Annotated in this window: 21 protein-coding genes; 6 read left to right on the top strand and 15 right to left on the bottom strand. The window is 60.4% G+C overall.

The window, feature by feature from the left end:
* The first annotated feature begins 1 nt into the window (after position 1).
* The 5 genes from urtA to urtE all read left to right on the top strand — a co-directional run bounded on the left by urtA (position 2) and on the right by urtE (position 5812).
* Positions 2-1303: an urea ABC transporter substrate-binding protein gene (urtA, locus tag ISO4_RS02105; protein WP_194854987.1), complete on the top strand. Its 1302-nt coding sequence runs from the start codon at positions 2-4 to the stop codon at positions 1301-1303.
* A gap of 111 nt (positions 1304-1414) precedes the next feature.
* Positions 1415-3088, top strand: a complete 1674-nt coding sequence (gene urtB, locus ISO4_RS02110) for an urea ABC transporter permease subunit UrtB (protein WP_194854988.1) — start codon at positions 1415-1417, stop codon at positions 3086-3088.
* Positions 3088-4227 carry an urea ABC transporter permease subunit UrtC gene (urtC, locus tag ISO4_RS02115; RefSeq protein ID WP_194854989.1) on the top strand — a complete coding sequence of 380 codons (1140 nt, stop codon included), beginning with the start codon at positions 3088-3090 and terminating at the stop codon, positions 4225-4227. The genes urtB and urtC overlap by 1 nt, the downstream gene beginning before the upstream one ends.
* Positions 4214-5050 (top strand): urea ABC transporter ATP-binding protein UrtD, encoded by an 837-nt coding sequence (gene urtD / locus ISO4_RS02120; RefSeq protein WP_194854990.1) that lies wholly within the window; start codon positions 4214-4216, stop codon positions 5048-5050. The genes urtC and urtD overlap by 14 nt, the downstream gene beginning before the upstream one ends.
* A gap of 66 nt (positions 5051-5116) precedes the next feature.
* A complete protein-coding gene (gene urtE / locus ISO4_RS02125; RefSeq protein WP_194854991.1) occupies positions 5117-5812 on the top strand; it encodes an urea ABC transporter ATP-binding subunit UrtE in 696 nt (231 codons plus the stop codon).
* A gap of 18 nt (positions 5813-5830) precedes the next feature.
* Here the strand turns inward: urtE and ISO4_RS02130 are convergent, their stop codons facing one another.
* Positions 5831-6196, bottom strand: a complete 366-nt coding sequence (locus ISO4_RS02130; RefSeq protein WP_194854992.1) for an MmcQ/YjbR family DNA-binding protein — start codon at positions 6194-6196, stop codon at positions 5831-5833.
* A complete protein-coding gene (locus tag ISO4_RS02135; protein WP_194854993.1) occupies positions 6196-6546 on the bottom strand; it encodes a winged helix-turn-helix transcriptional regulator in 351 nt (116 codons plus the stop codon). Before ISO4_RS02135 ends, ISO4_RS02130 begins: the two co-directional genes overlap by 1 nt.
* A gap of 93 nt (positions 6547-6639) precedes the next feature.
* On the opposite strand from ISO4_RS02135, the gene ISO4_RS02140 reads away from it, so the two are divergent.
* Positions 6640-6966 (top strand): nuclear transport factor 2 family protein, encoded by a 327-nt coding sequence (locus ISO4_RS02140; protein ID WP_194854994.1) that lies wholly within the window; start codon positions 6640-6642, stop codon positions 6964-6966.
* A 74-nt stretch (positions 6967-7040) separates the two neighbouring features.
* On the opposite strand, the gene ISO4_RS02145 is transcribed toward ISO4_RS02140, so the two are convergent.
* From ISO4_RS02145 to ISO4_RS02205, 13 genes are all read right to left on the bottom strand, one after another.
* Complete coding sequence (locus ISO4_RS02145) at positions 7041-7730, bottom strand: alpha/beta hydrolase (protein ID WP_194854995.1); 690 nt, start codon at positions 7728-7730, stop codon at positions 7041-7043.
* Between the two features lie 14 nt (positions 7731-7744).
* Positions 7745-8149: an SgcJ/EcaC family oxidoreductase gene (locus ISO4_RS02150; RefSeq protein WP_194854996.1), complete on the bottom strand. Its 405-nt coding sequence runs from the start codon at positions 8147-8149 to the stop codon at positions 7745-7747.
* 56 nt (positions 8150-8205) lie between these two features.
* Positions 8206-8907, bottom strand: coding sequence for a DJ-1/PfpI family protein (locus tag ISO4_RS02155; protein WP_194854997.1), 702 nt, complete (start codon positions 8905-8907; stop codon positions 8206-8208).
* A 134-nt stretch (positions 8908-9041) separates the two neighbouring features.
* A complete protein-coding gene (locus ISO4_RS02160; RefSeq protein ID WP_194854998.1) occupies positions 9042-9395 on the bottom strand; it encodes a nuclear transport factor 2 family protein in 354 nt (117 codons plus the stop codon).
* Positions 9392-9889 carry a DinB family protein gene (locus ISO4_RS02165; protein WP_194854999.1) on the bottom strand — a complete coding sequence of 166 codons (498 nt, stop codon included), beginning with the start codon at positions 9887-9889 and terminating at the stop codon, positions 9392-9394. Before ISO4_RS02165 ends, ISO4_RS02160 begins: the two co-directional genes overlap by 4 nt.
* Positions 9890-9928: 39 nt before the next feature.
* Positions 9929-10189 (bottom strand): type II toxin-antitoxin system RelE family toxin, encoded by a 261-nt coding sequence (locus tag ISO4_RS02170; protein ID WP_194855000.1) that lies wholly within the window; start codon positions 10187-10189, stop codon positions 9929-9931.
* On the bottom strand, positions 10176-10409 hold the full coding sequence (locus tag ISO4_RS02175; protein WP_194855001.1) for a CopG family transcriptional regulator: 234 nt from the start codon (positions 10407-10409) through the stop codon (positions 10176-10178). Before ISO4_RS02175 ends, ISO4_RS02170 begins: the two co-directional genes overlap by 14 nt.
* Before the next feature lie 85 nt (positions 10410-10494).
* The gene (locus tag ISO4_RS02180; RefSeq protein WP_194855002.1) at positions 10495-11079 is read right to left on the bottom strand and encodes a hypothetical protein; all 585 of its coding nucleotides are present in this window, start codon (positions 11077-11079) and stop codon (positions 10495-10497) included.
* A 79-nt stretch (positions 11080-11158) separates the two neighbouring features.
* Positions 11159-11401, bottom strand: a complete 243-nt coding sequence (locus ISO4_RS02185) for a hypothetical protein (protein WP_194855003.1) — start codon at positions 11399-11401, stop codon at positions 11159-11161.
* A gap of 244 nt (positions 11402-11645) precedes the next feature.
* Positions 11646-11999, bottom strand: a complete 354-nt coding sequence (locus tag ISO4_RS02190; protein ID WP_194855004.1) for a hydroxylaminobenzene mutase — start codon at positions 11997-11999, stop codon at positions 11646-11648.
* A 66-nt stretch (positions 12000-12065) separates the two neighbouring features.
* Positions 12066-12368, bottom strand: a complete 303-nt coding sequence (locus tag ISO4_RS02195; RefSeq protein WP_194855005.1) for a type II toxin-antitoxin system RelE/ParE family toxin — start codon at positions 12366-12368, stop codon at positions 12066-12068.
* Complete coding sequence (locus ISO4_RS02200; protein ID WP_194855006.1) at positions 12365-12646, bottom strand: type II toxin-antitoxin system Phd/YefM family antitoxin; 282 nt, start codon at positions 12644-12646, stop codon at positions 12365-12367. Before ISO4_RS02200 ends, ISO4_RS02195 begins: the two co-directional genes overlap by 4 nt.
* Positions 12647-12807: 161 nt before the next feature.
* Positions 12808-13282: hypothetical protein (locus tag ISO4_RS02205; protein ID WP_228547833.1), on the bottom strand; the 475-nt coding region annotated here is incomplete at its 5' end.

A 13282-nucleotide genomic window follows, 5' to 3' on the forward strand; every position in this document is an offset into this window, starting at 1 on the left:
CATGAAGACCAAAAAGCTCAGTCTTAAACGTCTGGCCCAGGCGGGCATCGCCGCCGGCGCCATTTCCTACAGCGGCCTGGTAATGGCCGCGGACACCATCAAGGTGGGTGTGCTGCACTCGCTGTCCGGCACCATGGCGATCAGTGAGTCGACACTGAAAGACACCGTGCTGATGATGATCGAAAAGCAGAACGAAAAAGGCGGTGTCATGGGCAAGAAGCTGGAGCCGGTGGTGGTGGACCCCGCCTCCGACTGGCCGCTGTTCGCGGAGAAAGCCCGCCAGCTGATCACCCAGGACAAAGTCGACGTGATCTTCGGCTGTTGGACCTCGGTATCCCGTAAGTCCGTGCTGCCGGTGGTGGAAGAACTCAACGGCCTGCTGTTCTACCCGGTGCAGTACGAAGGCGAGGAATCTTCCAAGAACGTCTTCTACACCGGCGCCGCGCCCAACCAGCAGGCGATCCCGGCGGTGGACTACCTGCTCGACGACCTGGGCATAGAACGCTTCGTGCTCGCCGGCACCGACTACGTCTACCCGCGCACCACCAACAAGATCCTCGAGGCCTACCTGCAGTCCAAGGGCATCGCCGAGGACGACATCATGATCAACTACACCCCGTTCGGTCACTCCGACTGGCAGTCGATCGTGTCGCGCATCAAGGAGTTCGGCGGCGAAGGCAAGAAGACCGCCGTGGTCTCCACCATCAACGGCGACGCCAACGTGCCCTTCTACAAAGAGCTCTCCAACCAGGGCATGGACGCGTCCGACATTCCGGTAATCGCCTTCTCCGTGGGCGAGCAGGAACTGTCCGGCATCAACACCGGCCCGCTGGTCGGCCACCTGGCCGCCTGGAACTACTTCCAGAGCGTCTACACCCCGGAGAACAACCAGTTCATCGAGCAGTGGCACGACTACATCGGCGATGACGACCGCGTCACCAACGACCCCATGGAAGCCACCTACATCGGCTTCAACATGTGGGTGAAAGCGGTGGAGAAAGCCAAGTCCACCGACACCGACAAAGTCGCCAAGGCGATGATCGGCGTGGAAACCCCCAACCTCACCGGCGGCACCGCGGTGATGAACAAGAACCACCACCTCTCCAAGCCGGTGCTGATCGGTGAAATCCAGGACAACGGTCAGTTCGCGGTGGTCTCGCAGACCGACGGCGTGGTGCCCGGCGACGCCTGGTCCGACTACCTGCCCGACTCCAAAAACCTGATCGCCGACTGGACCGACCCGGTCAACTGCGGCAACTACAACACCAAAACCAAAACCTGCGGCGGCCAGACCGCCCAGTAAGCCGCGGGTCACCCCCGCTCGGCGGGCCGGTGCGCCGGCCCGCCTTTATCTCCGCGAAGGCCAGGACCAAACCGAGGGACCACCATGCCAAGGGTTCTACTACTGATTTTTATGCTACTCGGCGCGAGCGGTACGGCGGTGGCGCAAACCAGCGCCGCGCCGGCCGATGACGCCGGGCAGACCACGATGGCGTCGCCCGAGGGCGAAGACCGCCCATCGGAGTCGGTGGCGCCCGGCGTTTCCAAGGAGGAAGCGCTGCGAACGTCATTGGCGAAGTTCAAGAGCCGCGATTTCGATGTCAAAGCCGAAGCCATTGAGACCATCGCCCGCTCCGGCCACGAGCGCGGCGAAGCGCTGCTGCAGGCCCTGCTCGACCGCGAGTTGCTGCACGACCTGGCCGGCGACCGCATTGTGCTGGGCAAACAGAGCGAACAGGGCTGGGCCCTGCGCGACCCGATCAGCGAAGAGGACGTGGGCAGCGCCGAGGCGCGCGCCGCGCGACCGGTGATCATCAACAACCGGCTGCGCCAGCAGATCCGAGATCTGAAATCGGTCACCGCGCTGGCCAACCCCAATCCGCTCGCCCGCCGGGAAGCGGCCCAGCGCCTGGTCGGCAACACCGACCCGGTGGTGCTGGACGCGCTGCGCGCCCGCCAGGCGGAAGAGGCCAACCCGCTGGTCAAGGGCGTCATCGACACGGCCCTGAACATCGCCGTGCTGCGCGACCCGGCCAGCCAGCTCAACGAGCGCCTGAACGCCATCGACGCGGTCGCCGGCAGCCTGGAGCCGGCGGTGCGCAACGTGCTGCGCGACCGCCTGGCGCAGAGCGACGCCGCCGCCGAACGCAACGCCGCCGACCGCGCACTGAAGAAAATCGACCTGCGCACCGAACGCTACGAAACCGCCGACACCCTTTTCTTCGGGCTCAGCCTGGGCTCAGTGCTGCTGCTGGCCGCCATCGGCCTGGCCATCACCTTCGGCGTCATGGGTGTGATCAACATGGCCCACGGCGAGCTGATCATGCTGGGCGCCTACACTACCTTCGTGGTGCAGCAGATTTTTCCCGACGGCCACGAGTGGTCGCTGCTGGTGGCGCTGCCCGCCGCCTTCCTGGTGTCCGCCGTCGTCGGCATCGTCATCGAGCGCGGCGTGATCCGTTTTCTGTACGGACGGCCGCTGGAGACCCTGCTCGCCACCTTCGGCGTCAGCCTGATTCTGCAGCAGGCGGTGCGGGTGATTTTCTCGCCGCTCAACCGCAGCGTGGTGACGCCGGAATGGATGAGCGGCGCCCTGCAGATCAACCCGATCTTCTCGCTCACCTATAACCGGCTCTACATCATCGTGTTCGCGCTGATCGTGTTCTTCGCCCTGCAACTGGTGCTGAAGAAAACCCGCCTCGGCCTGCAGGTGCGCGCGGTCAGCCAGAACCGGGGCACCGCCCGCGCCATGGGCATCCGCAGCGAACGGGTCAACGCGCTCACCTTCGGCCTGGGCTCCGGCATCGCCGGTATCGCCGGGGTGGCGCTGGCGCAGCTCACCAACGTCGGCCCCAACCTGGGCCATGCCTACATCATCGACTCCTTCATGGTGGTGGTGTTCGGCGGCGTCGGGAACCTGTGGGGCACGCTCACCGCCGCCTTCAGCCTGGGCATCGCCAACAAGATCATCGAGCCCATGGCCGGCGCCGTGCTGGCCAAAATCATGGTGCTGGTGTTCATCATCCTGTTCATTCAACGCAAACCGCGCGGGCTGTTCCCGCAGCGCGGCCGGGCCGCGGAGGAATAATGCGACATTCGGATCTCACCACCGCGCTCACCGACCGCACCGCCAAGACCTTCCTGGGCATTCTGTTCGGGGCGGTCCTCATCGTCGCCCTGCTCAACCTGCTGGTGCCGGCGGAATCCGGTCTGCACGTGAGCAGCTATACCGTCAGCCTGCTGGGCAAGTACCTATGCTACGCCCTGCTCGCGCTGGCGCTGGACCTGGTGTGGGGCTACTGCGGCATCCTCAGCCTCGGCCACGGCGCCTTCTTCGCCCTGGGCGGCTACGCCATGGGCATGTACCTGATGCGCCAGATCGGCGACCGGGGCGTCTACGGCCACCCCACGCTGCCGGACTTCATGGTGTTCCTTAACTGGGAGGAGCTGCCCTGGTACTGGCACGGCTTCGACAGCTTCGGCTTCGCCATGCTGATGGTGGCACTGGTGCCCGGCGTGCTGGCGTTCGTGTTCGGCTGGCTGGCGTTCCGCTCGCGGGTCACCGGCGTCTATCTGTCGATCATCACCCAGGCGCTCACCTACGCGCTGATGCTGGCGTTCTTCCGCAACGAGCTGGGCTTCGGCGGCAACAACGGCCTCACCGACTTCAAGGACATCCTCGGCTTCTCGCTGCGCGAGGACAGCACCCGGGTGGCGCTGCTGGTCGCCTCGGCGGTGGCCCTGGGCGGCGCCTTCGTGCTCAGCCGCTGGATCACCGGCACCCGCCTGGGCCGCACCGTGATGGCGGTGCGCGACGCGGAATCCCGCGCCCGCTTCCTGGGCTACCGCACCGAGCACTACAAGCTGTGGATCTTCACCGTCAGCGCGATACTCGCCGGCATCGCCGGGGCGCTCTATGTGCCCCAGGTGGGCATCATCAACCCCGGCGAATTCTCGCCGCTCAACTCCATCGAGCTGGTGGTGTGGGTGGCCGTGGGCGGCCGCGCCACGCTCTACGGCGCGGTGATCGGCGCCATCCTGGTGAACTACGGCAAGACCGTGTTCACCGGCGTAATGCCGGAAGCCTGGCTGTTCGCCCTGGGCGGCCTGTTCGTGGCGGTCACCGTGTTCCTGCCCCAGGGGCTGGTGGGCCTGGCCAAGAGCCTGCTCAAACGCAAACGGCAACCCGACGCCACCGATAAGGAGGCCGACCATGAGCCTGCGTGACACCTTCCGCCGCGACCAGGTGTTCGCCCCCCTTCGGCCGGGCACCCGCCCGGTGCGCCCGGGGCAACTGGACACCGGCGGCAAGCACATCCTCTATATGGAAGACATCACCGTCAGCTTCGACGGCTTCAAGGCGCTCAACGACCTGACGCTCTACATCAAGCCCGGCGAGCTGCGTTGCATCATCGGCCCCAACGGCGCCGGCAAATCCACGCTGATGGACGTGATCACCGGCAAGACCCGGCCCGACACCGGCAGCTGCTTTTTCGGCCAGACTATGGACCTGACGCGCATGACCGAAACGGAGATCGCCACCGCCGGCATCGGCCGCAAGTTCCAGAAGCCCACCGTGTTTCCGGAACACACCGCCCTGGAAAACCTGGAGCTGGCCATGGCCGGCCCCAAGGGCACCTGGCAGGCGTTGCTGCAGCCGGTCACCGGCCAGCAGTACGACTGGATGGCGCAAACCCTGGAGACCGTCGGCCTGCTTGCGCAGAAAGACCAGCTCGCCGGCGCGCTTTCCCACGGCCAGAAGCAGTGGCTGGAGATCGCCATGGTGCTGATGCAGAAGCCCCGGCTGCTGCTGGTGGACGAGCCCATCGCCGGCATGACCCGCCAGGAAGTGGAACGCACCGCCGAGCTGCTGCAAAGCCTGGCCGGCGAACACTCGGTGATGGTGGTGGAGCACGATATGGAGTTTATTCGCTCGATCGCCAATACCGTCACAGTGCTGCACCAGGGCAGCGTGTTGGCCGAGGGGAAGATGCAGGACGTGCAAAATGATCCGAAGGTGATTGAGGTGTACCTCGGGGAAACGGGGTAATTCAGTTAAGAGTGAATAGTTAACAGTTAATAGCGGGCGGCCTGGGGTCGCCTGGGAGAACAGCGCATGTTGAGTGTGAGTGGGTTGAATCAATATTACGGCGAATCCCACACCCTTTGGGATGTCGACCTGAACCTGGAGAAAGGCGAGTGTCTTTGTGTGATGGGGCGGAACGGCGTGGGGAAGACCACGTTGCTGAAGTCGGTGATGGGGTTGTTGCCCGCCGCTACGGGCAAGATTGAATTCGACGGCAAGGACCTGAGCAAGAAAGCCGCCGAGGAGCGGGCGCGGGCGGGTATTGGCTATGTGCCGCAGGGGCGGGAGATTTTTCCGCTGCTTACCGTGGAGGAGAACCTGGAAACGGGGCTGCAGGCGCGCGCTGACCGCAGTCGCAAGATCCCGGCGCGTATCTATGAGCTGTTCCCGGTGCTGCACGATATGCGCCACCGGCGCGGCGGCGACCTGTCCGGCGGCCAGCAACAGCAGCTCGCCATCGGCCGGGCGCTGGCCCTGGACCCTACCCTGCTGATCCTCGACGAACCCACCGAAGGCATTCAGCCCAACATCGTCGACATGATCGGCAAGGTGATCAAAACCCTGAACAAGGAAGAAGGCCTCACCGTGCTGCTGGTGGAGCAGAAACTCCAATTCGCCCGCGCCACCGCCGACCGCTTTGCCATCATCGACCGGGGCAGCAAGGTGGCCGAGGACGACATCGGCGCGCTCAGCGATGATCTGGTGAAGAAGTACCTGACCGTGTAGCGGCGGGCGTCGCTTCGGCTATTTCTGGTTCAGGCCGAGTTCCCGCTGCAGCTTCTTGGTCAACCCCTCGGAGACGATCCGGTGGGACTCCTTGAGGTAGTATTGGAGCGTCTCATCCGTCTCTTCAGGCGCATCGTACTGTTGTATCCACCTCATGCCCCGGGACGCCAGATAGGGCGCCGGCCGGAAACCCGGCTGATCCCGCAGAATCTCAAAGTTGAGTTCCGACGCCTTAAACGTAAAGGCGGGTTGACCGGCCTTTTCCCAACCCCCGATAGCGAACACCTTGCCGCCCACTTTCCAGACGTGAGCGCCGCCCCACTGGACCACATAGGTTGTGGCCGGCAACGCGCGGCAAAAGCGGTTGAACTCCTCGTAGGTCATTACGGCTCCCGTCCATCAACCGCGGCCGGTGGCTTCCCTTCACGCCAGGAAAGCAGCGCATCCAGCACCGGGCAAAGGGCCTGCCCCCAATCGGTGAGCTGGTACTCTACCTTCGGCGGCACTTCCGGGTAGACCGTTCTGCGCACCAGGCCGTCCGCTTCCAGTGCGCGCAGCTGTTGGGCCAGCATCTTTTGCGAGATACCGGGGATGGATTTTTCCAGCTCCGAGTAACGCCGCACCTGGCCACCGAACAGGTGGAACAGAAGAATCAGCTTCCAGCGCCCTTCCAGCACCCTCATCGCCGCCGCCACGTCCGCCGCCGCCGTCTCCGGTGTATACGCCTTACCCATAGGTAACCCACTTACTTTTCCGTGCGTTCTTGATGAACGGGCACGCCCTGATCAAACTTCAGGACCCTCCATTCACCGCCAAAGGAACCGCCAATGGCCATTCATTTCCCAGCGCCCATCGCGCTCTTCTTCCAGCTCAGCAACGACAAGAACAGCGCCTCACTGGACCGATGCTTCGCCACGGACGCTTCCGTTCATGACGAGAAGCACACCTATAACGGGATCGCCGAGATCACCGATTGGTTTATCGAATCCAAGAAGAAGTACAGCTATACGGCGGAACCGCTGGAAATGGAAGGGGCGGATGCCACCGTGATCGTTCGAGCGCGGGTCTCGGGCAACTTCCCCGGTAGCCCGGCGGTGCTTCGCTATACCTTTGAGCTGAAAAACGACAAGATTTGGTCTCTCGATATCGGTTAGCCGTCCAGTCATCCGGCTTCATTCAGACCGCCGCCTGGCCCTGACTGATCATCTTCTGAGGGCCCGAACGCCACTCACCTTTTAAAGAACTTCCCGATCTCTTCGGCAAGCAGATCAAGGAATGCTTGCCGATCGGCCAACGGCTCCACCTCATCCGGCGGTGGCAGGTCCATGAAAAAGAAATGCCCGGCCCCCTCCGTTACGCGTACATCCAACGGTAAGCGGCCGCTCAAGGCACGAACCAGCACATCCACCTGGGCGGCCGGCGTGATCGAATCCCGCGAGCCTGCCCAAGCAAGGATGGGCGTCTGCACGGCATCCAGCGCCCCTTCGACCTGGAAAAAGCCCATCGGCGGAGTCAACAGAACCAGCCGGGTGAGTCGCCCGTCAGGCACGATCTCGACATGGCGGCCGGCGCCCAACCAGATCTGACCACCGGCCAACGCGAGCAGGGCCGCCGCACCGAGTGAGTGACCCACGCCCACCACCGTCGATCCGGGCGGAGCAACGCTATCGAGGGCAAGGGTCAGCCTCCGCGCCCAAAGACGTAACTCGTCCTCCCTGGGCATCGACGCGTCCAGCCCGGTGAAATGCGGTGCGACCACCGAGCATCCGGATTCGGCGAGAGAGGTGAGAAGCGGAAGATGGCGCTCCGGGTTGCCGCCCGCCCCTACTGCAAAGAGCAACACAGGGGCGCCGGGCGCGGATTCAAGCACCGTAACCTGGAAGGGCTCCGACCCATCCGTAAGGCTCAATGTCGACATCTTGTCTTCACTTGTTAAGTGGCATCGCTGAACTGCGGGTCGGGAACCAACAGATTTGCGTCCCGGTACAGAAGCCAGCGGCCATCTCTCTTTGTAAGCACGGTAAGCGTATTGCCTGCCCGAACCCTTTCAGGGAAGCCGTCGGCTTTTACCTTGACCGTCAAGTAACTCAGCATAAACGCCCAGTCACCTGTAACCGTGATCTCAAGCACCTCACTCTCACCGTCTATTTCCATGGATGCTGTGTCTTGAGATTTCGCAGCCGACGCGAAAGCGTCTTTTCCGAAAGGCTTCTCACCAGGAACGATAAAAACCGCATCATCCGCCATCAGGCCGAGGACGGTTTCGGAGTCACCTTCTTTTGTTGCTTTCATCCATTTCGCAACAAGCTCTCGTATTTCGTCTTCATCACTTTTCACGAAAATTCCTCCTTGCGCTTTTTGGCTTCCGACCGCTTGAGGCCGGTTTCCCTGCGTCAGGTCTTGTCTTCGGGTAAGTAGGCCTCAATGTCGGACCACGGAATCAGGCGGTTGAGCTGGATGGTTTCAAACACGGTCTTTGCTTTGCCGGTTCCAGCCATCATCGACAGCATCACCAAAGCGGACTGGTAGGAAGGAATGCCGCCATTACTGGAGATACGGTTTCGATCAACCACCACATTCTGATCAAAGACCACGTCGATCTCAGGGAACTCACGTTCGAGCTGTTTCTCTCCGCCCGCCCAGGTGGTGGCACGGTAGCCATCCAGAAGCCCTGCGTGTGCGTACAGAAACGCCCCCGAACAGTTACTTCCTAACCATGCAGCGGTCTTCTCCTGGCTGCGTAGAAACGCGGTTAAATCCTCATTCTCGAATAACCAATCCATATCGTAGGCACTGGCAACGATTAACGCATCCAGCTTGGGAGCGTCGTATATGGTTGTATCGACAGGCAAGCGAATTCCTTCCTCGGTAGTAATCACCGGCTTCCGCTCTACGCCAATAAACACAACTTCGTAATCAGAGAACCACGACTTTCGCGTCGCAACCCCGAAGACTTCCGCCGGCGCTATGACATCGCTGGTGAGAACCTTGTCGAAGACCAGTATGCCGATACGCTTGTCATCAGCGAACGCGGGCGCCGCGAACAGCATGTTTACCATGACAACCACCACAATGGCGGTCAGTTTATTAATCATTATCGTTGTCCTCCCTGTTACATACGCCTGGATCGTACCATTAGGTCGTCCAACCATGGGGGCGGCAAATTCAATTTCTCGATATCGATTAGGCGGATCCGACCCAGACGCCCCCGCCGTCCATTACCCTAGGTCTAGGCATAAGACGCGAACACCTGCGTGACTTTCCCGTTGCCGTCAAACAGGAACGTCTCCGCCACCTCGTTGCCTGTTGCGCCGAGGTAGTAGAGCGTGACCCAGGAGACGCCCCGCAGCACCTTGAGCAGCTCAAAGCGGAGGTCCGGGTAAGCGCGCAACGCGCCCTGCCAATACTCACCTACCGCAGCCTTGCCTTTCAGCGTCCCTGACGGCACCGCGAGCCGCTTGGCGATCAACGGCGAATTCATCTCGAAATCATCGGTATAGTGAGAAAGGATGCGATCGAGATCGTGGGCGTTCCATGCCTCGATCCACTTCGCCGCGAACGCATTCGCTTGATTCTGGTTCATGGTTTCATTCCGATAAGGTCGGTAACGCCCACATCGACGCCGAGCTGGGTAAGAAGGGAGCTGATCTGGCCGCGATGGTGTGTCTGATGATTAAAGAAATGAGACAGCGCAAACCAGAGCGGATAACGGCGCGGTTCCGGGTTCACAATACTGGTATAAACCAGATCGCCCTCCATGTCTTCCGGCGAGAGTAACGCCACCCAGTCGATGATGCGTTCGTCCTCCGCCGCCCGTTCATCCCGCAGCACATGGAAGTCCGCGTACAGCTCCTGGTCGAGCGATGTGACTGGAAAAGGCTCACCGGTGAACCGGCCCATCCAGATCCGGTCCGCGAGCAGAATATGGTTGAGCGTGCCATGGATCGACCTAAAGAAAGCCCCCATATCACGCTTCCGGTCTTCCTCCGACAGGCCGGCACAGCCGTCGTAGACCTTCTGGTTCATCCAGCGGTTGTACCGCGCCATGGTTTGAACATGCAGCAGGCTCACATCCATACCCTCCTCGGGCAAAATCACCACTCACCCCGGACCGCACTATCGCCGGTAGACATGCCTCCGGTGCGCCACCTTCACCATCGTCACAATCAGGCACTCATCGGTGATCTCGTACACCACCCGATACCGGCCCTGGCGGATGCGATAACGCTCCAGCCCGGAAAGCTTCTCGCACCCCGCCGGACGCGGCTCGTCCCGCAGGGCATCGATACGGCGCAGCAAACGGGCCGCGTCTTTCCTTGGGATCGGCCGGAAGTCCTTGGCGACGGACCGTTTGAAGACCAGCTTATAGCTTGCCATCGGCCTTCAGTTCGTTGAGGAAGGCCTCGTAGCTCAGGGTCGGCTCGGCGACGCGGTCTTCGAACGCCGCCAGATCGTCCTGATCCTCGGCCAGCGCCTCACGGACGGCATCATTGACGATATCGGATACGCTGCGGTTGGTGTGCGCCGCCTTGAGACGCAGCGCGGCATGCAACTGAGGATCGAAGTAGATGGTTGAACGCTTGGACGTGCCGCTCATGGCCGCCTCCGCTGACGCTGATAATAGGCGTCATTTTGACGTCATGACGTTATGGCGTCAAATATAGCCATGTCGCCAACGCGTCTTAGGGCCCGCAACGCCACTCGCCCTGCCAGTCACGCTGAGCGCCGTCGGCCCGGTCATACGTCAATGTCGCCGGCCTGGGCGGTGACTCCCCGCCTTCGGTGGGTTCACCGGTGACCTCGATGTGAACCGTCTTGCCCTTGCCACTGAAGGTCGGCGACGCCGTGATGCCATCGAAGCCGCCAGGCGCGGACACGCGCTCCACATAGCCGGCGACCTTGACCACACCCTGTGCCGCATCGGACGAAGCCACCTTGCCCATGGCAATCAGCAACACCTCGCCGTCATCCGTGGTGAACTGGCAACCCAGCTCGCCGGAAAGGCTGGCCTCGCGCATGTCCGCCTCCGTCAGAGCATTCAACGTAATCTCCGAACCATCACCGCCCCGGGTCTGCCCGGAGGCAGTGGCACTTTCCTGCTCGCCGGAATCATTCGGCGCCTCGGCGGACGGAGAGGTCGACGGCGGTTGCGCCTCCGGCGCCTCAGCGTCCGAAGACGGATCCGAGCACCCGGTAATCAAGGTAATGGCCAGCAAACTTGCTGACAGGGTATCGGTGAGCGTCGCACCGCGTTTGGGAAAGGGCATGGTTCCTCCTCGAAGCCAGAAGCGTCACACATTTGGCGCCCGATTGACGTCCTGATCATGTGATTCATTTACCAGGGTTTCAGGGGTCGATGCCAATTAAGGAATCAATGCCTTCATCCCTAATGGTCGCTTTGGCCTCATCCAGAGCTGCCGCATCAGTGTCGAATTCGTCATCCCAGACAGTGGAGGTACCGAACTCATCCACTACTTCAAGAACCCAGCCGCCAGTGTCACCACGGTAGATATCCACTTTGACGGTCTTCCCGTCAGCCGTCAGTTCCTGGCAAAGGGGGCTCATCTCGAGTTCAAATTCATCTTGCATTGATTATCTCCTAGGCCGAATCTTTATACACATAACGCAGAGCTTTGCGGCTATTCCGGAGCCGCGAAGCGGTGGAGAAATTGTACGGAAAAGCGTCGAGAGAGCAGCACTAGATCATCTCGGATTGGCCAACATCAACTGATGATATAGCTTACGCGGCCTGTTGCCCCCCCGCTTTTGAAGAGCCGCGATTTAAGAAGCGACTTGGAAACCCTAAAGGGCCGTAACGCACTGGAGCTAATTGTTAAACGCGCCCCGGCATACGCCTGGTGACCAATCCCAGCAAGATAATAACGGCGGCGACAATAATTGCTACCGAGCCGACTTGAATCAGGGCGCTGACCACCAGCTCCTGTGTCTCTGACCCTTCGTACCCCGCTCCCGCAATAGGAGTAGACTTGCTAGTTCCCCAGACCGCCGCAAGCAGCAGCCCGAACCAGATTGCATACATACTAAAGATACTGAGCCAGCGAGCAAGTTTGCGCCATACCTCACCGACTTTCAGGTGATGCCACATGAGGCCGAATATCAAAAGGACCATTCCATTTTGCACGCCCGCCAGATGCGCTGAAAGTCCCATTCGAGAGTTGGTGAACATCGGTATAACGCCCGGCTCACGCGCCGGTTTGGAGCGGCGGAAAATCGGTCGCTGTGCAGCCGTTGGTTATGTTCCGTCATCACTGAGTTCAGACATCCGCAATAACTGGCTACTGCGACGCACGGTCAAAATATCAACGTGATCTTTGACGCTGTAAACGACCCGATACGTTCCAAATATCAGTTCCCTGATGCGAGGCGATCCTACCTCGGGAACCATACGTCCACTTTTAGGGAAATCAGCTAATCGCTCTACTGTGGCGAATAAATCATCAACCCACCCGACTGCAGCATCTGGGTTGTCTTCTGCAATATATCGAGCGGTATCCTCGACGCGCTCCAGCGCAAGCGGGGACCAAACAATCTTCATCTCGCCAGCCCGCTCAAAACCCGAGCCTTCGCGTCTTCATGCGCAATACCGTCCCCAGAGGCTATCTGCTCCTCCGCCTTATACACTTCCTCTAGAATTTCCAGACGTTCTTGCATCTTCTCGTACTCGTGAACATCCACCAGCACAGCAACGCCACGGCCTCTTTGCGTCAGGACCATAGGACGGCGGTTCTCATGGAGCTGTTTTACAAATGTGGCTACTCCTGCCCGAAATTCAGACAGAGGGCGGATATCTTCATCAACTCGGACCCTTGACATGGAAATCACCTTAGTACGTTTAAACGTACATCAAAGGGTACAGCATTGACTGACGTCGAGCAAGGTGCCCAAAGGAAGGAACATAACGCTGAAAGCAGCGGCGCGAGCTTGCGAGCGTCCGGCAGCCGAAGGCTGCGTAGTGCTGCGTTTTGTTAAATGCCTTACGCGGATAGGAATTCACGTACAAGGCCCCAATTATCTCTGTAACTTTCAAGATTAGTGATGTCTTTAAGAAGCACCTTGCTCCAACTCGTATCAGTCCGGCACACGGACTGAACAATGCCTACCGGAATAACAAAGTGCTCCGGCGGCAACACCTCCTTCCGGCCGCATTTAGAACCCCGATTTAACAAGACCACTACTACATAATCGCAATTGAAATTCTTTATCGGAAAGCCGCCAGCTTTAGTGGCCCAGCGACTTTTAACTTGGATCTTGGCAGAAGTATTATTTTCTGGGTTTGTGGCCACAAGGTCATAGCCCGGCATATTCGTGTACGTTTTGTATGCGGCAATTTTATGAATCAAAAACTGGCCGAGAACCAAAAATTCCGCTCCTTCTGATTCTAGCCTTGTATCTTGACGTGCCACGAAATTCTCCCGAGCATTTAACGTTAGCCATGAGCCGCGCGAGGTA

The organism is Alloalcanivorax venustensis ISO4 (assembly GCF_015356855.1).
Lineage (GTDB): Bacteria > Pseudomonadota > Gammaproteobacteria > Pseudomonadales > Alcanivoracaceae > Alloalcanivorax > Alloalcanivorax venustensis.